Annotated in this window: 15 protein-coding genes; 10 read left to right on the plus strand and 5 right to left on the minus strand. The window is 65.6% G+C overall.

Annotated features, from left to right (window positions below; translation table 11 throughout):
- Positions 1-53: 53 nt before the first annotated feature.
- Positions 54-1,730, minus strand: a complete 1,677-nt coding sequence (locus AC1DMY_RS13730) for an FAD-dependent oxidoreductase (RefSeq protein WP_477165489.1) — start codon at positions 1,728-1,730, stop codon at positions 54-56.
- A 136-nt stretch (positions 1,731-1,866) separates the two neighbouring features.
- Positions 1,867-2,784, minus strand: coding sequence for a LysR family transcriptional regulator (locus AC1DMY_RS13735; protein ID WP_477165490.1), 918 nt, complete (start codon positions 2,782-2,784; stop codon positions 1,867-1,869).
- Between the two features lie 102 nt (positions 2,785-2,886).
- On the opposite strand from AC1DMY_RS13735, the gene AC1DMY_RS13740 reads away from it, so the two are divergent.
- The 6 genes from AC1DMY_RS13740 to AC1DMY_RS13765 all read left to right on the plus strand — a co-directional run bounded on the left by AC1DMY_RS13740 (position 2,887) and on the right by AC1DMY_RS13765 (position 8,565).
- Positions 2,887-4,116: an acyl-CoA dehydrogenase family protein gene (locus tag AC1DMY_RS13740; protein WP_477165491.1), complete on the plus strand. Its 1,230-nt coding sequence runs from the start codon at positions 2,887-2,889 to the stop codon at positions 4,114-4,116.
- Positions 4,113-5,180, plus strand: a complete 1,068-nt coding sequence (locus AC1DMY_RS13745) for a phosphotransferase family protein (protein WP_477165492.1) — start codon at positions 4,113-4,115, stop codon at positions 5,178-5,180. The genes AC1DMY_RS13740 and AC1DMY_RS13745 overlap by 4 nt, the downstream gene beginning before the upstream one ends.
- 3 nt (positions 5,181-5,183) lie before the next feature.
- Positions 5,184-5,873 (plus strand): histidine phosphatase family protein, encoded by a 690-nt coding sequence (locus tag AC1DMY_RS13750; RefSeq protein WP_477165493.1) that lies wholly within the window; start codon positions 5,184-5,186, stop codon positions 5,871-5,873.
- 88 nt (positions 5,874-5,961) lie between these two features.
- Entirely contained in the window at positions 5,962-6,732 is a 771-nt protein-coding gene (locus AC1DMY_RS13755; RefSeq protein ID WP_477165494.1) for an SDR family oxidoreductase, read from the plus strand.
- A gap of 14 nt (positions 6,733-6,746) precedes the next feature.
- Positions 6,747-7,535 carry an SDR family oxidoreductase gene (locus AC1DMY_RS13760; RefSeq protein ID WP_477165495.1) on the plus strand — a complete coding sequence of 263 codons (789 nt, stop codon included), beginning with the start codon at positions 6,747-6,749 and terminating at the stop codon, positions 7,533-7,535.
- Between the two features lie 13 nt (positions 7,536-7,548).
- On the plus strand, positions 7,549-8,565 hold the full coding sequence (locus AC1DMY_RS13765; protein WP_477165496.1) for an NADP-dependent oxidoreductase: 1,017 nt from the start codon (positions 7,549-7,551) through the stop codon (positions 8,563-8,565).
- Positions 8,566-8,693: 128 nt separating this feature from the next.
- On the opposite strand, the gene AC1DMY_RS13770 is transcribed toward AC1DMY_RS13765, so the two are convergent.
- Both AC1DMY_RS13770 and AC1DMY_RS13775 read right to left on the minus strand, forming a co-directional pair.
- Positions 8,694-12,821 carry a hypothetical protein gene (locus tag AC1DMY_RS13770; RefSeq protein ID WP_477165497.1) on the minus strand — a complete coding sequence of 1,376 codons (4,128 nt, stop codon included), beginning with the start codon at positions 12,819-12,821 and terminating at the stop codon, positions 8,694-8,696.
- Between the two features lie 177 nt (positions 12,822-12,998).
- The gene (locus AC1DMY_RS13775) at positions 12,999-15,683 is read right to left on the minus strand and encodes a M1 family metallopeptidase (protein ID WP_477165498.1); all 2,685 of its coding nucleotides are present in this window, start codon (positions 15,681-15,683) and stop codon (positions 12,999-13,001) included.
- A 185-nt stretch (positions 15,684-15,868) separates the two neighbouring features.
- Here AC1DMY_RS13775 and AC1DMY_RS13780 point away from each other — a divergent pair, with 185 nt between their 5' ends.
- Positions 15,869-16,618 (plus strand): response regulator transcription factor, encoded by a 750-nt coding sequence (locus AC1DMY_RS13780; RefSeq protein WP_477165499.1) that lies wholly within the window; start codon positions 15,869-15,871, stop codon positions 16,616-16,618.
- 8 nt (positions 16,619-16,626) lie between these two features.
- Here the strand turns inward: AC1DMY_RS13780 and AC1DMY_RS13785 are convergent, their stop codons facing one another.
- Positions 16,627-18,018 carry a sensor histidine kinase gene (locus AC1DMY_RS13785; RefSeq protein ID WP_477165500.1) on the minus strand — a complete coding sequence of 464 codons (1,392 nt, stop codon included), beginning with the start codon at positions 18,016-18,018 and terminating at the stop codon, positions 16,627-16,629.
- 292 nt (positions 18,019-18,310) lie between these two features.
- Here AC1DMY_RS13785 and AC1DMY_RS13790 point away from each other — a divergent pair, with 292 nt between their 5' ends.
- The 3 genes from AC1DMY_RS13790 (at position 18,311) to oxyR (ending at position 26,312) form a co-directional block, all read left to right on the plus strand.
- Positions 18,311-23,257 carry an ESPR-type extended signal peptide-containing protein gene (locus tag AC1DMY_RS13790; RefSeq protein ID WP_477165501.1) on the plus strand — a complete coding sequence of 1,649 codons (4,947 nt, stop codon included), beginning with the start codon at positions 18,311-18,313 and terminating at the stop codon, positions 23,255-23,257.
- Positions 23,258-23,336: 79 nt separating this feature from the next.
- On the plus strand, positions 23,337-25,226 hold the full coding sequence (locus AC1DMY_RS13795) for a S8 family serine peptidase (protein WP_477165502.1): 1,890 nt from the start codon (positions 23,337-23,339) through the stop codon (positions 25,224-25,226).
- 141 nt (positions 25,227-25,367) lie between these two features.
- On the plus strand, positions 25,368-26,312 hold the full coding sequence (gene oxyR, locus AC1DMY_RS13800) for a DNA-binding transcriptional regulator OxyR (RefSeq protein ID WP_477165503.1): 945 nt from the start codon (positions 25,368-25,370) through the stop codon (positions 26,310-26,312).
- The last annotated feature ends 1 nt before the right edge of the window (position 26,313 follow it).

Here is a 26,313-nt window from a genome sequence, read left to right on the forward strand (position 1 = left end):
GACATGGCGGGCTTCCAACACAAAGGAAGCCACAGTGTAGAGCCTATACCGCCTCAGACCGCCGTGGGCGAGAGATAGCGATGCACCGCCTGGATCACCACCGAGCCTTCGCCCACGCCAGACGCCACCCGCTTCACCGACCCCGAGCGCACATCGCCGACGGCGAAAATGCCGGCCTTGGTCGTCGCGTACGGCGATTCAAGGATATGACCCTGGTCGCAACGACCGGTAAGCACGAATCCCTTGTTGTCGAGCGCGAGGCAATCCTTGAGCCAGTCGGTATTGGGTTCGGCGCCGATCATCACAAACACATTGCTGCAGGGTCGCGTGGTGGGCTCGCCGCTCTCGCGTTGCAGCCAGGTCACGCGATGAAGACGACCGTCCCCTTCGAGCCCTACGATTTCGCAATGCGTATGCAAGGTGATCGATGAAGACTGCAGGATGCGCTGCACGAGATAGTCGGACATCGTGGCGGCCAGACCCGACGAGCGCACCAGCACGTGCACGTGCGATGCGATGCGCGACAGGAATACCGCGGCCTGCCCTGCGGAGTTGCCGCCACCGACGACGATGACTTCCTCGTTCTTGCACAATTGCCCCTCCATCGCGGTGCAGGCGTAATGGATGCCTGCACCCTCGAAATGCTCATAGCCCGGCACATCGAGTTTGCGATAGCGCGCGCCGGTAGCCACGATCACGGCGCGTGCCTGCACGCTCTGGCCGTCGTCGAGCAACAGGCGATACGGCTTCACCGAACAATCGATGCCTGCGGCCTGCCGCGAGATCGCCAGGCGGGCACCGAACTTCTGCGCCTGCGCCTGCGCGCGACCAGCCAACGCCTGTCCCGAAATACCGGTGGGAAAGCCCAGATAGTTCTCGATCTTTGACGAGGTACCGGCCTGACCGCCCGGCGCCACGCCTTCCACCACGATGGTGGAAAGACCTTCCGACGCGGCGTACACGGCGGCGGCTAAACCCGCGGGACCCGCGCCGGCTACGGCGACGTCATAGACGAAATCGGGATCGATGGTTTCGGTAAGCCCTAGTTCGTCGGCCAGTTCGGCGGTGGTCGGGTTCTGCAGGAAGCAACGCTCCGGGCAGATCACCACGGGCAACTGGTCGAGCGTGAGCTGGAAGCATTCGATGAAACCGCCCGCGTCGGGATCGGTCTCCGTATCGATCAGGCGATGCGGATAGCCGTTGCGCACCAGGAAGCGTTCAAGCCGCAAGGTATCCCCGCTATGCCCCGGCCCCACCAGGATCACCCCGCCGAAACCGGCCCGGATCAGGCCCACGCGCCGCAAGATGAAGGCACGCATGATGATCTCGCTGATGTCCGCTTCGGCGGCCACCATGCGACGAAAATCGTCGGCGTGTACGCGCAGCACGCGGCTGTCCATCGCCACGCGGGCCGAGGCCACCACGGCGCGGCGATTGAACATGTTCATTTCGCCGCTGAACTGGCGCGCCGCATACATGGTGAACACGCTCGACTGACCGTGCTGGTCCACATCGAGGATCTCGACCAGGCCGTCCAGCACCAGGAAGAAATCCACGCCGCGCTCACCTCGCTGAAACAGCATGGTGCCGGCAGCAACGTTTTCCTCGTGACCATAGGCTGCGATGCGCCGGACCATGGCCGGATCCAGACGCGGAAACATCTGCTCCTTGCGGTTCATCGGATCGGTCGGGTCGTAGACGACCTCGGGTGCTGGCGACTGCTCGGACATGCAACACACCTCGTCATGGGGGCGGCCCGGCAGCAAGCGACCAGGCACGTCCTTCAGGTCATATCAGCGCGTTCGGCGCGGGTCGCGCGGCGCTGCTACACGCATCGTGCGCCGCTACGGTGTCGCTCGCAAGTCATTACGGCGACGCCTGCATGGCGGCGGTGATCGACTTGACGAGGCGTTCACGAAACCATCGATGTGCCTGGTCGTTGTCCTTGGAATCGTGCCAGTAGGCGAGGATCGGTATGGCCTTGATGCGCACCGGCAACGGCTGCATGGCGATGGGCAGGAGCACGGCGAGGTGATCGGCGTACGCCTTGGGCACAGTGAGCAAGAGGTCGCTGGCCGCGGTGATCTGGCATGCCGAAAAGTAGTGCTGCGCCACCATCCGCACTTCGCGGAACATCCCGTTCTGGCCCAGCAGGGTATCGAGCGCACTAGCCTCGCCCAGTGGAGAGACGGTCACGTGCTGCGCAGCGAGATAGTCCGCGCGGCGCAGCGAGCGCGACCGTGGATGGTCGCGGCGCATCACCACCACCAGCGTCTCATCCAGCAGGCGCCGGTGGGAAATATGCTCGCCGGCACGCAAGGGCCGATCCACCGCCAGATCCAGTGCGCCGGTGCTCAACTCGCGCTCCACCTCATCGGCGGCCACCCGCCGGCTCACCACGCGCACACCGGGCGCGTCTCGACCGATGCTGTCCATCAGTCTGGGCAAGGCGATCGATTCGAGGATGTCGCGAAAACCGATCACGAACTCCATCTGCAGCCGTGCTGGGTCGAAGCTGGGCTGCGCGTGCGCGCTGGCCATCAGGCCTTTGAGGTGCCCCTGCACGGCCGGCATCATCGCGCGCACCTTGTCGGTGGGCAGCAGGCGATTGCCCTGCCGCACGAACAGCGGGTCATCCAGCTGATCGCGCAGGCGACGCAAGGCGTGGGTCACCGCCGGCTGGGTCAGGTGCAGCACCCTCGCTGCTGCGCTCACGCCGCCTTGCGTGTAGATCGCGTCAAGCACGCGGAACAGATTGAGGTCGATCCGGCTGTCACGTTCCATGCTCGAACCCATTCATATGGTTAATGGCTACCCATAAAGTATATTCATTTCAATAATTGGCTGTCTGAGGCGTACGCTCCCTGGGAGTTGAGGAGCACAGCCATGGATTTCGCCCCTACCGAACGCACCCGCGAACTCACCGAACGCCTGCAAGGCTTCATGCGCGATGCAGTGCTTCCCGCCGAGCCCGTCTACATGGCGCAACTCACCGGTAGCGCCGACTATCGTCAGTGGCGCCAGCCCCCGGTGATGGAACAGCTCAAGTCGCGCGCACGCGCCGCCGGCTTGTGGAACCTGTTTCTGCCCGACCTCGAAGACGGCCCGGGCCTGGGCAATCTGGACTACGCGCCGCTCGCCGAAATCATGGGCCACTCCTTCATCGCGCCCGAAGTGTTCAATTGCAACGCGCCCGACACGGGCAATATGGAAGTGCTGCATCGTTACGGCTCTGCCTCTCAGCGCGAACAATGGCTGGAGCCGCTGCTGCGCGGCGAGATCCGCTCCGGCTTTGCGATGACCGAACCTGATGTAGCGTCCTCGGACGCCACCAACATGTGCGCCACAGCCACCGTCGAAGGCGACGAGATCGTCTTGAACGGCCGCAAATGGTGGACCACTGGCCTCGGCCATCCGCATTGCCGCTTCGTGATCTTCATGGGCCTGAGCGATGCGCAGGCCGAACCGCATCGCCGCCACAGCATGGTGATCTGCCCGCTGGATGCGCCGGGCGTGCACATCGAACGCATGCTGCCGGTCTTCCACGACTACCACGAGCCCAGCGGCCACGGCGAGCTGCACTTCGCCAATGTGCGTCTGCCATTGACCAACGTGATACTCGGGCCTGGCCGTGGTTTCGAGATTGCACAGGGACGCCTCGGGCCCGGCCGCGTGCATCACTGCATGCGTGCGCTCGGTGCCGCGGAACGTGCGCTGGCGCTGCTATGCCAACGCGCGCAGACCCGTGTGGCCTTTGGGCAGCCACTGATCAGGCTCGGCGGCAACGCTGACATCGTCGCCAACCTGCGCATGGCCATTGAACAGGCTCGGCTGCTCACGCTGAAGACCGCATGGGTGCTGGACACTCAAGGCAGCAAGGCCGCGCTGAGCCTGATCTCGCAGATCAAGGTAGTGGTGCCGGCGGTGGCACAACAGGCTGCCGATGCCGCGATCCAGATTCATGGCAGCGCCGGCCTCACCGACGATTTCCCGCTCGCCCAGCTTTACGCCTATGCACGCGTGCTGCGACTCGCCGACGGTCCGGATGAAGTGCATCGCGCGGTGGTCGCAAAGATCGAAGCCAAGGCCCAACTCGCCGCAGGACACCACGCATGACCGCCACTCCGGATCAGGCGCGCGCCGTGCGCGAGGAAGACGCCTTTGATATCGATCGCGTCGATGCGTTTCTCAAGCAACATATCGATGGCTTGGTTGGCAGTCCCAGCGTCAGGCAATTTCCGGGCGGCGCTTCCAATCTCACGTATCTGCTGAGCTACTCCGACCGCGAACTCGTGCTGCGACGCCCGCCGCGCGGCGCAAAGGCCAAATCCGCGCACGACATGCTGCGCGAGGCGCGCGTGATGGGCGCGCTGAAAGCCAGCTACGCCTATGTGCCGGCAATCCTCGCGCGCTGCGACGACGACAGCGTGATCGGTCAGGACTTCTACGTGATGGAGCAGCTGAGCGGAACGATACTTCGCCGCGACCTCTCCGCCGAACTTGGGCTCGATCGCGACGGCGTGCGCGCACTGTGCCTGGGCTTCATCGATCGGCTGATCGAACTGCATCAAGTCGATGCCACCCAGCCCGGCCTCAAGGAGCTCGGCAAGGGCGAGGGCTATATCGCACGCCAGTTGGCCGGTTGGAGCGAACGCTGGCGCCAGGCGGCCATCGAAGGCTCCGATCCCTGCGAGGACGTCATCGCCTGGCTCGATGCCCGACAACCCGCGCGAGACAACGCGAGCTGCGTGATCCACAACGACTTCCGCTTCGACAATGTGGTGCTCGCCAGCGACAACCCACTCGACATCATCGGCGTGCTGGATTGGGAACTGGCCACGATCGGCGATCCGTTGATGGATCTGGGCAGCTCGCTCGCCTATTGGGTGCAGGCCGATGACGACGCGGTGTTCCAATCGTTCCGCCGCCAGCCCACCCACGAGGCCGGCATGCTCACGCGCCGCGAAGTGGTCGCCTACTACGGCGAACGCACGGGCATGGATGTGTCGGACTGGCGTTTTTACGAGGTTTTCGGCCTGTTCCGGCTGATGGTGATCATCCAGCAGATCTACCGGCGCTATGCGCTGGGGCAGACCACCAACCCGCAGTTCGCCGGCTTTGGCGACGCGGCGCGCTATATGGGCATGCGCTGCCGCCGCATCATGGCGGCGAAGGACTGACGCATGCGTGAGCTGCTGTTGATCCGGCACGGACAAGCGAGCTTCCATGCGGAGGACTACGACCAGCTGTCACCGTTGGGCGAACGACAGTCGGTGCTGCTGGGCGAATGGATGGCCGAATGCGGCGCGATGCCGGATCTCGTGGCGATGGGTCCGCGCGCGCGTCATCGCGACACGGCGCTGCCCTGTCTGCGTACCGCGGGCGTCGATGTGTCACCGATCACCCTGCCCGGCCTCGATGAAGTGGACCACCTGGAATTGCTCGCACGCCTGCGTCCCGAACTGACCGGAGCCGGCGCGCTGCGCGCTGCGATGAAGCAGGAAGCCGACCCGTATCGCGCTTTTCAACGCCTGTTCGTCGATGCGCTCCAGCGCTGGACCGGCGGAGAGCACGATGCCGACTACAGCCGCAGCTGGCAGGGCTTCCGCCGCGGCGTGCTGGACGCGCTCGAACAGCTCATCCAATCGCCAGCCAACACGATCTGGGCGTTCACCTCGGGCGGTCCCATCGCCGTGATAACCAGCGCCCTGCTGCAGGCCCCGGAGACCAAGGCCTTCGATCTCAGCTGGTCGCTCGTCAACACGGGGGTGACAAGGCTTCGACTAGGCTCGCGCGGCGCTCAGCTGGCGACATACAACACCTGGCCGCATCTGGAACGCACGCGTGACGCATCACTGGTGACGCTGCGATGAAACAGTCGCCTCCATGCGTCATTCGCTCAATCAGCGACAACCAACATCGCAATACCCGGACTGGACCTCTCTCAGGAACCCTCACTCCATGACCACCGCCAACACGTTCGACCTCACCGGCAAGATCGCCATCGTCACCGGCGCGAGCCGCGGCATCGGCGCCGAGATCGCCAAACTGCTCGCCGCCCATGGCGCGCACGTCATCGTCTCCAGCCGCAAACAGGCCGACTGCCAGACCGTGGTTGATGAGATTGTTGGACTGGGCGGCAAGGCAGAAGCGGCTGCCTGCCATATCGGCGAGATGGAACAGATCGATGCGCTCTATGCGCACGTAGAGAAAACGCACGGCCGCCTGCACATCCTGGTCAACAACGCCGCGACCAATCCGTACTTCGGCCACATCCTCGACACCGATCCCTCGGTGTTCCAGAAAACCGTCGATGTGAATATCCGCGGCTATTTCTACATGTCCACGCATGGCGCGCGCCTGATGGCCAAGAACGGCGGCGGCTCCATCGTCAACGTGGCCTCGGTGAATGGCGTGGTGCCGGGCTTCCAGCAGGGCGTCTACTCGATCACCAAGGCGGCGGTCATTTCCATGACCAAGGCCTTCGCGGTGGAATGCGCGGAGCAAGGCGTGCGTTGCAATGCCTTGCTGCCCGGCCTCACCGATACGAAGTTCGCTTCGGTGCTGGTGAATACGCCAGCCATCCTCAAGCAGGCGCTGGCCCACGTGCCGATGCGGCGAGTGGCGCAGCCGTCGGAGATGGCGGGGGCGGCTTTGTATCTCGCGTCCGATGCCGCGTCCTATACGACGGGTTCTGTGCTGAATGTCGATGGCGGCTACCTCTGCGTCTGACCCAAGGAAAATCTATGAGCCAGCTACAAAATCGACGCGTCGCGGGCAAGCGCGCCTTCGTCACGGGAGCCGCCGGCGGCCTTGGCACCGCGATCGCGCGCATGCTGGCGCGGCATGGCGCCAAGGTCTTCGTCACCGACGTGAACGCCGCTGCCGTCGCGGCACTCGCCGATGACATCAATCGCGAGGCGGGCGACACCGTCGCCTGGTCCAGTGCACACGATGTCAGCGACGAGGCTGCCTGGAAAGACACGCTGGCGCAGGCGGCGCAAGCCATGGGCGGCGTATCGGTGCTGGTCAACAATGCCGGCGTCGGTTCACTGGGCGGCGTGGAGCAGATCGAGCTGAAGGAATGGCGCCGCGTGATGGGCATCAACCTGGAAGGCGTCATGCTCGGCTGCAAGCATGCGATGGCGCATCTGCGCGGTGCGCAGCCGGGCTCGATCATCAATATTTCATCGCTGGCCGCTTACAAGACCGATCCAAGCTTTACGGCGTACAACACGTCGAAAGCCGCCGTGGCTGCGCTCACCAAATCTGTTGCGGTGGATTGCGCGCATCAGAAGATCGACGTGCGCTGCAATTCCATCCACCCGGCCTTCATACGCACCGGTATCGTCGAGGCGATCTTCGCCAGCATGGGCGAGGCAGATGCCACGCGCCGGCTGGCACGCGTCAACCCGATGAATCGCCTGGGCGATCCCGATGACGTTGCCTATGCGGTGCTTTATCTAGCCTCGGACGAAAGCCGCTTTGTCACCGCCGCCGAACTGATGGTCGATGGCGGCGCCCGCGCCGTCTGACCTGGAGACCACCATGAGCTTCAAGAATCGCCAGCTGCTGTTGAAGACCCGTCCCGAAGGCCTGGTCAGTCTCGATCATTTCGACCTGCACGAAACCACCACCGCCGAACTGACGGATGGTCAGGCCTTGGTGAAGGTGTTGTATCTGTCCATGGATCCCACCAACCGCGTGTGGATGAGCGACGTCCCGCAGTACATGCCGCCGGTCGCCATTGGCGAGGTGATGCGCGGCCTGGGCATCGGCCGCGTGGTGGCGTCGAAGTCCGCCAACTATGCAGTGGGCGATCTGGTGCAAGGCCTGGTGGGCTGGCAGGACTATGCCCTGCTCGATGAAAACAAGATGGGCTACTGGGTGAAGTTGCCGCCCAAGCCGCCCGTCGCACTACCTACCCTGCTCGGCGCCTGCGGTTTCAGCGGCATCACCGCGTACTACGGCCTGGATGAGATCGCGCCCGTGCAGGCTGGCGAAACGTTGGTGGTTTCCGCCGCGGCCGGTTCGGTGGGTTCCATCGCCGGACAGATCGGCAAGCTGCGTGGCGCACGCGTGGTCGGCATTGCCGGTGGCGCGGAGAAATGTCGACACCTCGTTGAGGAACTCGGCTTCGATGCCGCGGTCGACTACAAAGCCGACGATTTCAAGCAGAAGCTCGCAGCCGCCACGCCCGACGGCGTGCACGTCAACTTCGAGAACGTCGGTGGCCCGGTGATGCGCGCCGTGTTGTCGCGCATGGTCAACGGCGGCCGCGTGGCGTTGTGCGGACTGATCGCCAACTACGCCGGCGGTGGACGTGGGCAAGACGATTACAGTGTGATCATCGTGAAGCGACTGACGGTGCGCGGCTTCCTTGCCTTCGATTACAAAGATCAGGCGCGCGCGGTGCGCGATCTGGTCGGCTGGGTGGTCAGCGGCAAGATCAAGGCCGGCGAAACCGTGGCCGATGGGCTGGAAAACGCGCCGCTGGTGCTCAATCGGCTGTTCGATGGCAGCCATACGGGCAAGCTGGTGTTGAAGGTGAGTGACGACGACTGAGCTTGCGTGGGTCGCGCACAGGGTGCGCTCCTACAAGGTCGCGAGGCACCCTGTGGGAGGGCACCCTGTGCCCGACAGCCACCTGCACGAAAACGAAGCGCCCCGGCCTGCACCGGGGCGCTTCTGCTTTACGGCGTTGCTTCCGGCACCGGCGGTGGTTCGACAAGCTTGGGCTTGCGCGCCCGCCAGTAGCCTCCATGGCTCCATGCTTCAAACCCCCAGCGCAGCCAACCAATCAAGCCATTGGCCAGCCACAGCGCCCACAACAGCATGGCGATCTTATAGACCCACAGCGACACGCTCAGTACGCCGCCCTGCGGCAGAACGTTGTCGGTCTGATCGGCAAACCAGTTGAGTTGCCATGCGGTGGATTCGTTGCCGTTCACATGCATGTCGGGCAGACCGAGCAGGCCCTTGGGCACGGCGGAGATCAGCACGACGATGGCCACCAGCGTAACGACGCTCAGCGCGATCTGCGCGAGGTTGAAGCTGGCACGATAGCGCTCTGGAAGGACGTGGCGCGCACGCAGTCCCAAGAGGATCAACCATGCGACCACTACCGCGTACGCACCCCACGCGAATGCCGAAAAACCCAGCCCCAACAGCAGCCACTGGTGAAAGCGCAGCGGCGTGGGCGCGTAACGGGCCAGCAGCCATGCGGCCAGCAGCAGCACGATGAGCTGCGACCAGTACAGCACGGCCGGACCCATGCGCGGCCCCCAGGTCCACAGCACCCAGCGGCTTTCGGGGAGCGTGTGGCGCAGCTGGATATTCGCAGCCGGTGCGTTCAACTCGAACAGCGGCGTGCGCGTGCCAAACGCCACACCTTGCGGCTCACGCAGGCGCAACGTGTAGACATGCGTGCCCGGCAGCAGCGGCAGGCTGAGCTTGTCGTCGCGTATCGCCAGACTCAAGGCGATGGCATCACGCCTGGCCTCCAGTAGTTCAGCCCCCTTCGGCAAGCCGATGGCGTGCTCGCCACCGCGCGTGCTGCGCGCCGTGAGCGTGAGCAGGGTTTCCGTCGTGCGGTCGCCTGCGCGGCTTTCCACGTCCACCCGGTCGAAGGCCAGGCTGTCGCCGGCGATGGCCTTGGGTTGCGTTACCGCCACACGCAGGCTTTCACCCGGCAGAGGCTGGAAGCGCAGGCCCTCATCATCCTGGCTGGACGGCACGCCCGTGGCATCCAGATGCCACATGGGCGAGGACTGCAGCACCCACGTTTCCGCGCGTTCGCCCAGTCCGGGGGCGGTCAAGGCGAGCAGGTCGGCGCGATCCAGACGGCTCGTCCAGCTCTTGCTGTTCTCGCTGGCATTGAAGGTGACGCCCAAGCGGCCATCGTGCACACGTGCGTCGTCACCCAGCGGATGCTCGCCGGGCAGCAGCGGCAGGTCCAGGCTGAAACCGCCCTCGTTGGGGGCGATGCGTTGCACCGTATTGCGTACGGTCCACTCGCTGCCCAGCACCAGCGTGCGTGTGAGCCGCACATACGGCGGGAATGCCTGCGTCATGGCGGTGGGTGTGCTGCCGTCTTCCATCACACGCACGCGATTGAACGTGAGGCTATCGCCGAGCAGCCGGCCGTCGGCTACGCCATCGGGTTTCCAGCCGCTGCCGTTGAACACGATGTGCTGCGGGCGCAGCGGGAAATGCAGCGTCGCGACGTCGGCCGACGATGCGCTGTAACGCAACGCCACGTGATGCACGCCACGCTCCAGCCTGACCAGTACGCCATCGTCGTCGCGCGTCAACGCAGCATCTCGATTGTCGACAGCCACCGACTGCAACATCAACACCGGGCCACCCAACGGCAACGGCACAGCGACGTCGGCACCGGCGTGCATCTCCATGTCCACGACGAGCTGATCGCCATTCGCCTGGAACGTGGCCTGCGCCACGGCCACGCAATCAGGCGCGCACTTGGGCGCTTCGGTGAGGCGGTTGCGCAACTGCACGAGCATGCCGTCGTTCGGCGTGGCTTGCGCGTGGACACCGTGCGGCACCAAGGCAAGCACCAGCAAGGCCGTCGCGCCACCGCGGATGCGCAGACCGCGCCACTGTCCCTGCAGCGTTGGCCACAGGCGCGAGGCAAGTCTGGCCAGCAGCATGATCAGCAGAGCCAGCATCGCTGCGCGCAACAGGCGAACCAGCCATGCGGGGGCAATGACCAGTCGCGTGGTTTGATCGACCGTGACCGGACCCGACCAAGCGAGGCGATAGTCGTTGCCGACATCCCAATCGGGCGTGCCGCGGCCGGCCTGGATGATGCTGCGGGCGTCCGACTCCTGCCCCACATTGATCAGCGAGCCGGTGACGGTGACTGACTCCAAGGAACGCTGAGGTTTTACCTTCTGCAGGATCATTGGCGGTGGCTGGCCGCCAACGATGCCCGCGAGCGGTGCGGCAGGCGCCATCATCGCCGGTGCGGCTTCTTCCGAAACTGGCGCTCCCGGTGGCGGCGGCGGTGGTGCGGGTGGAGCGTTGTACTGCGCCTGTTCCACCATGTCGACCCGTGCATGGAGGCTACGACTTGCATCCGGCTCGACGCCGCTTTGAATGCGCCCTTCTTCCAGCTGTGGGTGCAGCGCATATTCCATTTGCGTGGCCGCAAAGGGCAGCGTCCACAGCACGGCGGTCACCAGCAGCGCCATCGCACCGACCCGCGGCGCCCATTTCAACCGGCCTTCGGGCAACGCACGCATCAGCAACGCCAACGCAAACGCCAGCGCCAGCGTCCAGCGAGGCGCACCTGCCTCGTGTTGTGCGAGGGCGAGAAAGCCGAGCGCAACAATTGCCCACGGCCAACCCAGCAAGCGCCCGGCGAGTAGCGCAATAAGCGCCACCACGAACAGGTCGAGCAGGCTCCACTGCGCCACCCAGGAATCGGGCGAGTGATCGGCACCCGATGCACCGATCAGGCGATAGCCATAGGGCAGGTGCAAGGTGGTCTCGATGTTCTCCAACGGCAGCAACCAGCCGCCCGCAGGCGCGCTACCGCGCTCGGGCAACCGCAGGCCTGCCGTGAGGTTGAGCCGCGCGTCGCGAAGTTCGACGCCGCTGCGGCCGTTGCCGCCATCGGTCACCAGCAAGGGGCGTTCCGGTTGCGATGCGTTTTGCAATTGCCAGGGCGCAGCCACATCCAGCCGCTGGCTGCGGCGCAATGTGCCGGTCAGGCGATCGGCGGCGGCAAAGCCTTTGCCATCGAAATCAAGCCACAGCTGGCGGTGTAGCGTGAGCTGATCGCCCTGCCCGCCTTCACCACCGCGCGTGCCTTGTTCGATGCTGAGGCCGTGGTTCGCATCGAGGGCGAATGCCGGCAGATCCACCCACAGGCCAGGCACATCGGCCTGGCCTGCGTCGGTAGGCTGTCCTTCGACGCGCGTGGTGCGAAACGAGAGGTGGTCCTCGTAACTCCAGATTTCCTGGGCGGGCCAAGGGGCGCCTGGCAGGTTCAGACTGATCTGTTTTGGCACTTCGGTACTGCGTGCGCCCAAGGTGATTGCCCACTGGCCGGGACGCAGCTGCACGCGAAGGCGTCCGTCACTTTCCAGTCGTGCCGGCAAGCCGCCTTCGATAAACGTGGCGATAAAGCCTTTGGGCAGGACCGGTCCGAGCAGTTGTTCGCGCGAACTGCCGGTGACATTGAGTTGCAGCTCGGTCTGCAGATCGGCCGGCATGCCATCTTGCAGTCGCCGGAACACGCGCATGGACAAGGCATCGGCCAGGCGCTGGGCTTCAGCGGCCTCGCCCAGCGTCAATTGCGCGCCGTTGCGTTCGACGCGCGTCACGGCAGTGCCGTCCAGGGTCAGCGTGACGAGACCGATGGAAACAGGCACTTCCAGGCGCGCTGGTCGGTTATCCCAGGGCAGTGTGCCGTGCAGCGCATAGTCACCCGGCTCAAGCAGCAAGGCCGGCTTTTCGTCGTGGTCCAGCACAACCATCGGCTTGCCGTTGACACTCACCTGCTGCGGCCAGTTGCGCTCGTCACCGGGCAACGCCACCCAACTGCGCCCATCCACATGGACGTCCAGACTGAAACGGGCGCCGGTCTTGCCGGCATCCAGCGTGAGTCGCCCGGGCCATGCACACTGTCGGTCTGCCGTAGTGCCGTTGGTGGTCGTGAGCACCGGACAGGCGTGCTCCGGCACCTCATGCAACACCCAGTCCTGCCAGTCCTTCAACGGTGGAGGTACGTCCTGCGCCATGGCTGGCGCGATAAACAACACGAGCGGGCACAGCCATTCCCACGGACGACGCATGTCTCTCTCCCTGACTACCCGGGTGGGCCGGCTCAGTGTAGGTGCCGGCAGAAGGTGGCGGAAAGCACCCTCGTCAGGTCTAACGGGCCAACCGGAGAAAAGGGTTCGAGGCCGTGCGAAAAAAAACCGGGCGGCTTGCGGCCGCCCGGCTGGGTAACACTCACTTGCCCCTAAACCTCAGCGCAGGATCGCGGCGGCGTCCTGCTTCTGCACCAGGGCGTGGCACAGCAAGGTGGATTCGCTGGCCTGGGCCAGGCCACGCTCGGCGCCGCTCACGTCCTTGGCGCGATCCTTGAAGAACGCCTGCAGACGATCGGCTTCGTCCTGCGAGCAGCCGCCGCCACCGACGAGGTCGGGCAGTCGACCGCCGGAGAAGCTGCCGGTACGGTCCACGATCCTGTCGTAGTTGGTGGTGGTCCACTGCCACGACGCATCGCGCTCGGTGCGGGTGTCACGGCTGCCGTGCAGCAGCATCGACATCTCGCCGACCTTCACTTTCTTGTCGAGGGCAAAGTTGCGCACCTCCAAGGTCAGCGCCGGATCGTTCGCTTCCGCCAGACCATCGAGCATGGCGTTGCGCAGGGCCGGATCGCTGGTCTGCGGTACTTCGGCGATCAGTGCGTCCACGGCCGGCTTGCCGCGTTCCTGCACGGCCACGCCCAGAGAGGTACCCAGCAGATCCGCATCGGCGGCCGCAAAGTCCAGACGTCCGTCGGCCTTGCGCTTGAGCGCGGCATCACCCTGCTTGAGCAGTTCCGCGCGCACTTCCGGCAGCTTCACCGTCAGCGCGAGCTCGTCGGCCAGCGTGCTGCGCAGCAGGGAGTCGCTGTCCGCCTCGTTGGCCTTGCGCTGGTAGCCCAGCTGCTGCATGCGCGGCAGATAGGCGGCCTTGGCCCAGGCGGCGAGTTTGGCGCGCTCGGCATCCGTCTGCGCCAGGTTGCGGTAGATCCAGTTGAAGGTGGTCAGCGGTGCGGTGGCCACTTCGCGGGTCTTGGAGGCGGTCAGCGGCTTCAGCGCGGCGAGCACGTCGCCCGCGTCGATATCACCGTGCTTGAAGCTGGCGTAGACCGCATCGGCATAAGCCAGCTGTTCGGCGTCGTCGAGCTTGCCGATCTGCTTGCCGAGGTTGCTCAGGTCGCCCTTGGCCATCGCGAAGCGGTAGTAGCCGCTGCCGTTGGCATTAGGCAGCACCCACGTGCCCTTGCTGGCGCCCTCGAGCACCATCGAGCCGGTGGCCTGGTCGAGCAGTTCGCAGCTCACCTTGCTGCCGCTGGCGGTGCCATAGCGCACGCACATCGGCACGCCCCACACCTGCTTGTCGTCGCCCTTGCTGCCGGTCGGCAAGTAGCGGCTCTGGCTGAGCTTGAGCACGGTCTTGCCGCCTTCCTGGGTCAGCTGGGTCTGCACGTAAGGCACGCCCGGCTGGTTAAGGAAGCTCTTGAACGCCTGTTTGAAGTTGTCGCCCTTGTCGGCCGCCTTGGCGATGGCGTTGATGAGATCGTCGGCCGTGGCGTTGCCGAACTTGTGCTCCTGGATATAGGCGCGCATGCCCTGCTGGAACGTCGCCTCGCCGACGTAGCCTTCGAACATGCCCAGCACCGCCGCACCCTTCTGGTAGGTGATGCTGTCGAAGGCGGTTTCGATGTCGCCATTGCCGGTGATCGGCTGGCGGATCTTGCGCGTGGTGACCAGGCTGTCGCCGTTCATCGCACCCTGCGCGCCGCGCACGCGGTCGAGATCGGCGCGGTATTCCGGATGCACCTTCTGCGTCACCTTCTGCTGCATCCAGGTGGCGAAGGCTTCGTTGAGCCACAGGTCGTCCCACCAAGCGAGCGTAACGGTGTCGCCCGTCCACTGGTGGGCCAGCTCATGCGCGGTGACGTTGAACGAACCGCGCACGTAGTTGGCCGGGGAATCCGGATCGATCAGCAGCAGCCAGTCGCGGAAGGTGACCAGGCCCGCGTTTTCCATCGCACCCGCGGAGAAATCCGGCGCGGCCAGCAGGTCGAGCTTGTCCCACGGATAGCCGAAGCCGTAGTAGTCCTCGAGCGTGTGGATGATGCTCGGCGTTTCGCCCAGCACATGCTGCAAGCGATGGCCTTCGCCCTTGGCGGCCACGCCGCGCAGTTCCAGCGCATCGGCGCGGTACGGGGTGGAGGAAATGTCCGGACCCTTCACCACGTCCCACGGACCCACGCCGAAGGCGACCAGATACGTCGGCAGCGGCTTGGTGGTGGAGAAGGTCAGCCGCTTCCAGCCGTCGCCGGCCTTCTCTTCCTTCACCTGCTTGGTGTTGGCCACGCCCGCTTCATCGTTGGGGATGGTCAGGCGGACATCAAACGGCGTCTTGAAGCCGGGCTCGTCGAAGCCGGGGAAAGCGAAGCGCGCGCTGATCGGCTCCATCTGCGTCATCGCGTACGGCTGGCCTTCGTGGCTGACCTTGTACAGGCCCTGCAGCTGCTGGTTGAGCGGCGCGGTGTAATTGAACGCCAGCGTCAGCTCCTGCGGCTTGAGCGTGCCGCCGAAATCGATGCGCACCACGCCTTCCTTCGGCGCCACTTCCACGTACTTCGCCGCGTGCGCCTTGCCCGCCGCATCGGTCACGGTGACCTTGCTGACCTTCAGCTCACGGCCGTGCAGCCACAGGTGATCGGACGCCTGGGTCAGCTTCACCTTGATCACGGTGGTGCCCGAGAAGTCCTGCTGGCGCGGGTCCACCTTGAAGTCGAGCTGGTAGGACTCCGGCTGGGCCCAGCCCGGCAGGCGGCCGTGGGGCTGGTCGTCGGCGACAGGCGCCGCGAGGGCCACGCCGCAGCAAGCTGCGAGGGCAGTGAGAACGAACGGACGGACAAAACGGCGCATGCGCAAAGGCTCCCCTGGGTAAGACAAACGCCGACCCTAGGTGCTGCCGTGACTTTGGACACAGTGCCAAAAGGCATGAGCGGGCCTGACTGCACAAGGCAGATTCCCAGCTACGGCCAAGATCTTGCGAAAGCCCGTCGACAGCTTGTTATAGTCGTAGGAAATCTCCGACTGGGGCGTCATCGATGAAGGATTCCGTGCAGACCCACGCCCCGCGACAGCCGCCGCGGATGCCGCGTGTTGCCGTGCTGGAAGACGATGCCGACCTGCGCGAAGACATCCTGCTACCCGGTCTGCGTGACTTCGGCTTCGAGATCACCGGCGCGGGCACCGCCGCCGAACTCTATCGGCACATGCTGCGGCAGCCGTTCGACATGATCGTGCTGGATATCGGCCTGCCTGACGAGGATGGCCTCAGCGTAGTACGTCACCTACGCGAACTGTCAGACATGGGCATAGTCATGCTCACCGGTCAGCGCACACGCGAGGACCGCATCCGCGCACTTAGCGATGGTGCAGATGCCTACCTGGCCAAACCCGCCGACGTGGAAGTGCTGGCTGCCACCTTGCACAGTCTTTCACGCCGCATGCAGGGCCGCCCGGCGCAATCGCAGGCGGTGACGCCGAAGGCCGAGGGTCATTGGCATCTGGATACGGACGGCTGGTGCCTGGTGGCGCCCTCAGGCGCCGTGGTGGCACTCACCGTGCCCGAGCGCAGCGTGCTGCACACCTTGATCGACCGCGCCGGCGCACCGGTCGGACGCGAGGCGCTGATCGCGGGACTCACCAGCGACGTCTACGATTTCGATCCGCACCGGCTCGACATGGTGATCCATCGCCTGCGCCGCAAAATCAGCGAGCAGACGGGTGAAACCGCGCCGCTGGTGACGGCGCGCGGTGCCGGCTACATCTTCGTGACTGAAACGCCGCACTGAGGCCCGGGTTACGCCGTCAGCTGCATCGGTGCCACCGCAGACACCGTGAGCGGCAGGCGTATGCGGAAGGTGCTGCCAAAACCGAGCGCGCTGTTCACCTCGATCTCTCCGCCCGCAGCGGAGACCAGATCCTTCACCACGGCCAGCCCCAGTCCGGTGCCGCTTTCCGCCGGCTTGGTGGTGAAGAACGCTTCGAACACGCGCGCGGATACCTCGTCGCTCATGCCGATGCCGTCGTCCGCGAGCGTGACTTCGACAATGTCGCCGTGGCCGTGCACGCCCATCATGAAGCTGCCGCCCTCAGGCATGGCATCGCGCGCGTTGGCGGCCATGCTGAGCAGGACGAGTTCGAACTGCGTGCGATCGAAGCGGATCGACTGCGGCCCCGTGGCCGGTGACAACTGCACGCGAACATTGGCGTCGAACAACTGGCACACCATCGGCAGCAGCTCGCGCAGCGCTTCGCCGGCGTCGAACACTTCCAGCTGGGTGACTTCCTGGCGGCTGAATCCCAGCAGGCGCCGCGTGATGCTCATGCCTCTCGCCGCCGCCTTCTCCACGCCCTGCAGCGCGGCGAGCAAGCCCTTCGTGCCGCTATCGGCCAGGCGTTCGCGTCGCTGCGTATAACCCAGGATCACGCCCAGCACATTGGAAAAATCGTGGGCGACGCCGCCGGCCACGCGCCCCACCGTCTGCAGCTTCTGCGCATGGATAAGCAGCTGCTGCGCCCGTGCGCGGTCGGTCATTTCGCGGTGCAGCCGCTCGTTGACCACCTGCAGCAATTGTCCACGCGCATTGGATTCGGCCAGGCTCTCGCGCAGCGCGGCGATGGTGCGGTCCAGCACGATGGCGACCACGGCGTAGCTCATGGCCATGGAGACCTTCTTGCCGATGGGAATATCGATGCTGCCATGCCCCCACTGCCGCCATACATCGGACATCGTCCCAAGGGCGAACACCACCATCAGCACGGCATACACGGTCCACAGCGCGCGCCGGCCCAGCACCAGCCCGCCAAGCCCGAGCAACAACAACGGGAAAGGGTCGTTGGACAAGCGGTCCAGGCCGATCAAGGCATACGCCCAGGCGGCGGAGAACAGCATCACGCCCAGATACAGCTTCACGGCCGGGCGAAACTCGCCCCGCCGGATAAGGTAAAGGCTGAACCACGCCGCCGCCATCATCAGCACATCGGTGAGCATGTCCGCGACCAGGCCGGGCGCGCTCATGCTGTGCCTGAACGAGGTGAAGAACAGGTGCACCACCTTGTTGATGGGCATCAGCACGCCCATCGCAATCAACAGCACCTGCACGAACGGTGCATTGCGCCGATCCACCGGGTCGGCCACGGGCACCCGAGCCAACCACGCATTGATGGCCTTGAACCACTGTCGGACCACGCGCTCTCCCCAGATCGCCTGTTTCCCCCCGCAAGTTGTCGCATGCCCGGGGCCCGTGAGCAAGCGTGAATTTGGGTGAAGTTGCACAACACCACGAAACCTCACGTGGAAAAGCGTGCGTGACTGCACACCGCACGATGGCCAATGCTCTCCCTGACGATTTACTGACGCGAGACGTCTAGACGTCCAAATGTCGTCGATGCGGCTGGGGAGCCTGTCGGCGATGTGTACCGCCATGAGAACGAGCTGGCGCCAGGCGCCAACCATCGGTTCATCCATCGGGGAGTTTGTCGTGAACAAGATCCACAGCAAGATCTGGAGCAAGTCGCTCCAGCGGCTCGTTGTTGCCTCCGAACTGGCCAAGAGCGACGGCAAGGGCCGCGCGAGCCGCCGCCTGCGTGCCGCCCTGGTCTGCGGCATCGCCATGGCCGCGCCACTGGCGACCCACGCCGCCGACGCGGGCAAGACCGTGCAGGCGACGCAGGTGGCGCCCCTCGACGCCAATGTCCCGGTGGGCACGGGCTACTACCAGGCGACCGGTGCGGGTGACGGTACGGACGACGCGCAGGCAGTGGGCAATACCGCCGCGGCCGCCGGCGCCTCCGCGCTGGCCGCAGGCGACGACAGCACCGCCGTGGGCGCGCGCAGCACCGCGCTGGGGGCTGCCTCCACGGCCTTGGGCGCAGATAGCCTCGTGACGGCAGACCGGGGCACGGCGGTCGGCAGCAGCGCCAATGCGCTTGGCGTGCAGTCCACCGCGATGGGCAACCAGAGCTATGCGCTGGCCGACTACAGCACCGCGCTGGGCGGCGGCAGTTTCGCCATGGGCATCGGTGCCACCGCACTCGGCAATGGCTCGAATGCTTTGGGCGAATACGCGGCGGCGTTCGGCTACGGCAGCGTCGCCAGCGGCGACAACAGCGTGGCCTCGGGCTCGGGCGCGCAAGCACTGGGCGCATCATCCACGGCGATCGGCAGCAACAGTCTGGTCGACCGCGACGGTGGCACCGCCCTTGGCGCGGGTGCGCAGTCGTACAACGGTGGCATCGCCATCGGCAACAACACGATCAACAACGCGGCGCTGGGCATCGCACTGGGCAACGGCGCGCAGTCCAATGGCGCCTTTGGCGTGGCCGTAGGTGCCAATGCCGAAGTGAACGGTCCGTTTGGTTCGGCCATCGGCACCTTCGCGGCCGCCGATGGATGGCAGAGCACGGCGCTGGGTGCAGGCGCGTGGGCACAGGGTTTCAATTCGCTCGCCGTCGGCACCGGCGCGCTTGCCGCCGATGTGGCGGCGGCCATCGGCACCGGCGCGAACGCAGCGGCCGGCTCCACGGCGGTCGGTAATGACTCCATCGCCGGCATCAATATCTACGACAACGATGGCAACGTGATCGACACCAAGTCGGGCACCGCTGTCGGCCAGGGCGCGTACGCCACCGGTGCCAGCAGCACCGCCGTCGGCGGCATCTCCAATGGCTCGTGGTCGTCGGCAACCGCTACGGGCGACAACGCCACGGCGGTGGGCGCAGGCTCGCTGGCCGGCGCCGATGCCAACACCACCACCAGCGGCAGCAACACCACGTCACTCGGTGCTGAAGCCTGGGCCACCGAAGATGGCGCCAGCGTCGTGGGCTACAACAGCTACGCGCAGGCCGTGAACAGCACCGTGCTGGGCAGCAACGCCTGGACCACGAAAGATGCCAACAACAGCGTGGCGCTTGGCGCGGGCTCGCTCGCGGATCGCGCCAACACGGTATCGGTGGGCGCGTCGGCGGACTGGACGGATTCGGCCGGCGTGATACATCCGGCAAACACGCGCCAGATCGCCAACGTCGCGGCCGGCACCGAAGACACTGATGCGGTGAACGTGGCGCAGTTCAATGCTGTGGGCCGCTACATCAAGGTCAACGGCACAGGTGACGGCAGCGACGATGCGCTTGCCAGCGGCGATCTGTCGATGGCGGTCGGTTCCGGCGCAGCCACTTATGCTACCGGCGGCACAGCCTTGGGCACCGGCGCGGTGAGCGTGGGCGAGTTTGGCACCGCGACGGGCTATGCCGCTCTCGCGCTTGGCGATCACTCCTCCGCTTATGGCGAGAATGCGCAAGCCTTGGGCGTCGAGTCCACCGTCGTCGGCAGCAACAGCGTGGCCGACTACGATCAGAGCACCGCCATCGGTGCGAATGCGCAAGACCATGGGGCTGGTTTCGCAGCGGGCTATAACGCCGTCAACAACGGCTCCGCGGGCGTTTCGATCGGCAACAACAGCGTGACCAATGGTGCGTACGCCGTATCGATCGGTTTCCGCGCCACCACCAATGGACCTTTCAGCACGGCGGTAGGCGGCTTCGCACTGGCCGATGCGTGGCAGTCCAGCGCGTTCGGCATGGGCGCGTATGCGCAGGCCTGGGAAAGCACGGCGCTGGGTTCGAATGCGTACGCCAGTGGCGGCTATGCAACGGCGGTTGGCGCAGAGAGCTCCGCGTCCGGTCAAGCGAGCGTCGCCATCGGCAGCATCTCCAGCTTCTTTGGCGGTGCGACGAGTGCATCGGGCGATTACGGCACCGCGGTCGGCTCCGGTGCCATTGCTGCAGGCACGAACAGCACGGCACTGGGCGTCAACGCCCTCGGTGGCATCGACGCCAACTCCACCACCAACGCCGACTACACCACGGCACTCGGTTCCGAAGCATGGGCGACCGAAGACGGCGCGACGGTCGTTGGCTACAACAGCTACGCACAAGCTGTGGACAGCACGGTGCTCGGCAGCAATGCGTGGACCACGAAGGACGCAACCAACAGCGTCGCGCTCGGCGCCGGGTCGCTGGCCGATCGTGCGAACAGCGTATCGGTCGGTGCATCTGCGGACTGGACCGATAGCGCAGGCGTGGTGCATACGGCCGTCAACCGCCAAATCACCAATGTCGCCGCGGGCACCCAGGACACGGACGCCGTCAATGTCTCGCAACTCAATCAGCTTGCCGGCAGCGCCAGCCACTATCTGCAGGTAACGGGTACGGGCGACGGCTCGGATGATGCGCTCGCCGCGGGCGATCTCTCGCTTGCCGCGGGTTCCGGTGCAGCCACCTATGCCACCGGCGGCACCGCCGTCGGCACGGGAGCGGTGAGCTTTGGCTTGTTCGGCACGGCCGCCGGTTTCGGTGCGCTGGCGATGGGTGATCACTCCTCGGCCTACGGCGAGAACGCGCAGGCCATCGCCAATGCCTCCACGGCGGTGGGCAGCAACAGCCTGGTCAACGACGACAACGGCACCGCCATCGGCGCAAACGCGCAGTCGTACAACGGCGGTGTCGCGGTGGGTTACAACGCCGTCAACAACGCCGGCAATGGCGTATCGATTGGCAACAACACGCAGGCCAACGGCGCACTGAGCGTCGCCATCGGCGCGAGCGCTCAGAGCAACGGTCCGTTCTCGACCTCGGTGGGCACCTTCTCGCTCGCGGATGCATGGCAGTCCAGCGCCTTCGGCATGGGCAGCTACGCCGCTGCATGGGAAAGCACGGCACTGGGTTCCAACGCGCAAGCCCAGGGCGGTTACGCGACAGCCGTGGGCGCCGAAGCGTCCGCCATCGGCAACTCAAGCACCGCGGTGGGCAGCATCGCCGGTTTCTTTGGCGGCGGTGCGAATGCGTATGGCGACTTCTCCACCGCGATCGGTGCGGGCACGAATGCCAACGGCCTCAACAGCACGGCGCTCGGCGTCAACGCACTGGGCGGCATGGACGCCAATTCGACCACCAATGCCGATTACACCACCGCCCTCGGCTCCGAAGCGTGGGCGACCGAAGATGGCGCCACGGTGGTGGGCTACAACAGCTACGCCCAAGCCGTGAACAGCACCGTGCTCGGCAGCAATGCGTGGACCACCAAGGACGCCACCAACAGCGTTGCACTCGGCGCCGGTTCGTTGGCCGATCGCGCAAACAGCGTGTCGGTCGGTGCGTCTGCGGACTGGACGGATAGCGCGGGCGTCGTGCACACAGCCATCAATCGACAGATCACCAATGTCGCCACCGGTACCGAGGCGACGGATGCGGTGAATCTCGATCAGATGAACCAGGCGCTTTCCGGCGTCTCGGCAGGCGTCAATCCGCTGGGCGTGACCTACGACGACACCGGCAAGGCCAGCCTCTCGCTGGCCGGCGCCGACGGCACCGTGATCCACAACGTGGCCGCCGGCGTGGCCGACAACGATGCGGTGAATGTCGCCCAGCTCGCGCAAGCCACCGGCAGCACCAGCAACCTCGGTGGCGCCCTGGCAAACGTGTTGGGCGGCAATGCCAGCTACGGCGTCAATGGCTTTACGCCACCGTCGTACCTGATCCAGGGCGCGACGTATCAAAACGTCGGCGATGCGCTGTCGGCACTCGACACCGCCGTTGGCGGCGCGATCACCAGCATCAACAACCTGGGCGACCGGGTGAGCCAGCTGACTGGCGGTCCGGCCATGGGTGACGGCAACGGCCTGGCCATCGGACAGGGAAGCGTGGCCACGGATGGCCGCGATACCGCCGTGGGCAACGGTGCCGTGATCGGTGCCGACGGCAGCACCGCGCTGGGCAACAACGCCACGATTTCGGCAAGTGCCACCAATGCCGTGGCCGTGGGTGCGGACAGCAACGTCACCGCCGCTTCCGGTACCGCGCTTGGACAGGCCGCTTCCGTCACCGCGGCCAATAGCGTGGCGCTCGGTGCGAACTCGGTGGCCGATCGCGCCAACAGCGTGTCGGTCGGCAGCGTGGGTGCTGAGCGTCAGATCACCAACGTGGCTGCAGGCACCGCGGCGACGGACGCGGCCAATGTCGGCCAGGTGAACGAAGCGCTCGCCACCGCCAAGACTTATGCCGATGCCGGCGACCAGCAGACGCTCAACAGCGCCAAGGCGTACACCGATTCCAAGCTCACCAACAGCGTCAGCACCAGCGACTTCAACGCCTTCAAGGATCAGGTGAACGACCAGTTCCATACCGTCAACACCCGCCTTGATCGCGTCGGCGCGATGGGCTCAGCCATGGCCGGCATGGCGGGAGCCATTGCTGCCGCACCAGGCACCGACAACCGCATCAGTGCGGCGGTCGGCGGCTACGGCGGCCAGGGTGCGCTCGCGGTCGGCTACGCACACCACCTGCCGGGCAATGGCGCCGTGATCGTGGGCGGCTCCATCGCTGGCGGCGGTGAATCCAGCGGCACGGTCGGCGTCAGCTTCGGCTGGTGACGATTTCCTGCGGGCCGGCCGCACACGGTCGGCCCGTTGTCTTGCAGACCCACGTCCATGTCATTCGGGGAATTCATTCATGTCCTATGCCTGCCTTTACCGGCGCGTCGCGCTGGCCGCTGCCCTCACTCTTGCCCTGCCCGCTGCGTTTGCCGGCACGGTCTTGCCCGCCAAGGACGCGCACAACCGTTTCATCGTGACCTACAAGGTCGGCAGCTCGCCGCGCAGCAATAGCGCGGTGGCCGTGCAGAACGCCGCGGCTGCACTCACCCGCGGCGGCATCAAACTCACCGCCACGCGCATGCAGTCGGCACCGGTGAGCTACCAGCGCAAGCTCGGCACGGGCAGCGACCTGGTGCGCACCAGCCGCAAACTCAGCGTGGCCGAAGCCAATGCCTTCATGCAGCAGCTGGCCGCCGATACAACGGTGGAAAGCGTCCAGCCCGACGTGCTGATGCACAAGCTGGACGATGCGCCGATCACGCCGAACGACTCGTTGTACAACTACCAGTGGCACTTCCGCGCGGGCGACGGCACGCAGGAAAAGATCGGCACTGATGTCAGCTCGTACGCGAACCTGGGCGGCGCCAATGTCGCCAAGGCCTGGAACCTCGCCGACGGTCATGGCGTGACGGTGGCCGTGCTCGACACCGGCATCACTCATCACTCCGACCTCGACTTGTCGCTCGCCGATTCGGGCTACGACTTCATCAGCGATGCCTTTGTCTCCGGTCGCGCCGATGACACGCGCGTGCCTGGCGGCTGGGATCTCGGTGACTGGACGACGGATGCGATCTACACCGATCCGGCCACCGGTTGCGTGGATGCATCGCAGGCGGAGGACAGCAGCTGGCACGGCACGCATGTATCCGGCACGATCTCCGAGCTCACCGGCAATAGCGCCGGCATGGCAGGCATCGCGAACAAGGCGCGCGTGCTGCCGGTGCGCGTGCTCGGTCACTGCGGCGGTTATACCTCGGACATCGCCGACGCCATCACCTGGGCTTCCGGCGGCCATGTCGACGGCGTGCCGGACAACACCACGCCGGTGCAGGTGATCAATATGAGCCTCGGCGGCTCGGGCACCTGTTCCGCCAGCGATGTGACTGGCCAGGCGATTTCTGGCGCGGTGAGCCGCGGTGTCGCGGTAGTGGTGGCGGCAGGCAACAGCAACGATGACGCTGCGTATTATTCGCCCGCCAGCTGCCCCGGCGTGATCACCGTGGCGTCCAACGGCATCGCCGGCAAGCGCGCGTTCTATTCGAACTTCGGCACGAACGTGACGCTTTCCGCACCGGGCGGTGGCGTGTATCCGAATGACGCCAGCAGCGGCAGCGCGCCGGTGAAGGCGGGCTTTGTGTGGTCGACCGTCAACACCGGCACGCACGAGCCCGAGGCGGAAGGTTACGGCGGCATGGCCGGGACCTCGCAGGCGACGCCGCATGTCGCCGGCGTAGTCGCCTTGATGGCCAGCGCACGCATGGCGCTGAGCCTGCCTGCACTCACGCCGGCCCAGGTGCGCAGCGTGCTGGTGAGCACCACGCGCGCGTTCCCGTCGAAGCCGGACCAGGCGATCGGCAGCGGCATTCTCGATGCGTATGCCGCGGTGACCAAGGCGGTGAATCCGAACACCACCGATCCCACGGCTACGCAGCTGGTCAATGGCACGCCCGTCACCGGCGTTACCGGTGCGGCCAGCGATACCGTGCTTTATGCGCTCGACGTGCCGGCCGGCGCACGCAGCCTCAACCTGCGCACCCTCGGCGGCACCGGCGATGTCTCGCTGTTCGTCAAGGTGGGCACGGCGCCGTCGGTTACCGGTTCGGATGCCACCTACAAGTCGGTCAAGCCCGGCAACTCCGAGTCGGTGGTGATCAGCGCCCCGACCGCCGGCACCTGGTACATCCGCGTGGTCGGCGTGAGCGACTTCAGCAAGCTCACCGTGATCGGCAGCTTCGTGACCCCGTAACGCCCTGCAACCCTTGCCCTGCCCCAGTAGGCGCCCCGGCAGTGATGCCGGGGCTTTTTTTTGGGAGGCGCCAGGCATTGCCTAAGACGATCAACAACCCCACAATCATTGACGAGACCTATCACAAGAACCTCACCCCCAATGAACCTGCGCGACCTCAGCTACCTCGTTGCACTCGCCGAACACCGCCATTTCGGTCGCGCGGCGGAAGCCAGTTTTGTCAGCCAGCCCACCCTGTCCACCCAGATCAAGAAGCTGGAGGACGAGCTGGGCGTTGCGCTGGTCGAGCGCACGCCGCGCAAGGTGCTGCTGACCGAAACCGGTCGCGAGATCGCCCGCCGCGCGCGCGGCGTGCTGTCGGAGATCGACGAGATCAAGGCGATCGCGCAACGCACGCGCGATCCGGAATCGGGCACGCTGCGGCTGGGCATTTTCCCCACACTGGGACCGTATCTGCTGCCGCATCTGGTACCGCTGGTCCGAAAGAATTTTCCGCGACTGGAGTTGCTGCTGGTCGAAGAAAAAACCGAGCAGGTGATCCGCATGCTGCGCGAAGGCTCGCTCGATGTAGGCATTCTCGCGTTGCCGCTGCACGAAGACAGCTTGCACACGCAATTCCTGTTCGAGGAACCCTTCGTGCTCGCCGTGCCGGAAGATCACCCGCTGGGACTCAAGCACAAGCGCCTGAAGCTCGACGATCTGGCCGACGAAAGCCTGCTGCTGCTTGAGGACGGTCACTGCATGCGCGATCAGGCGCTGGAGGTGTGCCAGCTCGCCGGCGCCGGTGAACGTTCCGGTTTCCGTGCCACCAGCCTGGAGACTTTGCGCCAGATGGTCGCCGCGAACGTCGGCATCACCCTGCTCCCCACGCTCGCCATCAAGCCGCCGGTGGCACGCACCGACAACGTGCGTCTGCTGGAATTCGCTGGACGTGCGCCGAGCCGCCGGATCGCCCTTGTGTGGCGCAAGAGTTCGTCGTTGGGCACCTTCCTCAAGCGCTTTGCCGAAGTGATCGGCGACCTGCCGGAAGGTCTGCTCGAGCCGGGCATTGTCGACGGCAAACCCGCGGTAAAGCCGGGACGCTGAC

It is taken from the genome of Dyella sp. 01L423 (genome assembly GCF_056399945.1).

Coding starts and splice junctions, on each gene's coding strand:
- AC1DMY_RS13730 (WP_477165489.1), bottom strand. CDS start 1,730: ATGTCCGAGCAGTCGCCAGCACCCGAGGTCGTCTACGACCCGACCGAT.
- AC1DMY_RS13735 (WP_477165490.1), bottom strand. CDS start 2,784: ATGGAACGTGACAGCCGGATCGACCTCAATCTGTTCCGCGTGCTTGAC.
- AC1DMY_RS13740 (WP_477165491.1), top strand. CDS start 2,887: ATGGATTTCGCCCCTACCGAACGCACCCGCGAACTCACCGAACGCCTG.
- AC1DMY_RS13745 (WP_477165492.1), top strand. CDS start 4,113: ATGACCGCCACTCCGGATCAGGCGCGCGCCGTGCGCGAGGAAGACGCC.
- AC1DMY_RS13750 (WP_477165493.1), top strand. CDS start 5,184: ATGCGTGAGCTGCTGTTGATCCGGCACGGACAAGCGAGCTTCCATGCG.
- AC1DMY_RS13755 (WP_477165494.1), top strand. CDS start 5,962: ATGACCACCGCCAACACGTTCGACCTCACCGGCAAGATCGCCATCGTC.
- AC1DMY_RS13760 (WP_477165495.1), top strand. CDS start 6,747: ATGAGCCAGCTACAAAATCGACGCGTCGCGGGCAAGCGCGCCTTCGTC.
- AC1DMY_RS13765 (WP_477165496.1), top strand. CDS start 7,549: ATGAGCTTCAAGAATCGCCAGCTGCTGTTGAAGACCCGTCCCGAAGGC.
- AC1DMY_RS13770 (WP_477165497.1), bottom strand. CDS start 12,821: ATGCGTCGTCCGTGGGAATGGCTGTGCCCGCTCGTGTTGTTTATCGCG.
- AC1DMY_RS13775 (WP_477165498.1), bottom strand. CDS start 15,683: ATGCGCCGTTTTGTCCGTCCGTTCGTTCTCACTGCCCTCGCAGCTTGC.
- AC1DMY_RS13780 (WP_477165499.1), top strand. CDS start 15,869: ATGAAGGATTCCGTGCAGACCCACGCCCCGCGACAGCCGCCGCGGATG.
- AC1DMY_RS13795 (WP_477165502.1), top strand. CDS start 23,337: ATGTCCTATGCCTGCCTTTACCGGCGCGTCGCGCTGGCCGCTGCCCTC.
- oxyR (WP_477165503.1), top strand. CDS start 25,368: ATGAACCTGCGCGACCTCAGCTACCTCGTTGCACTCGCCGAACACCGC.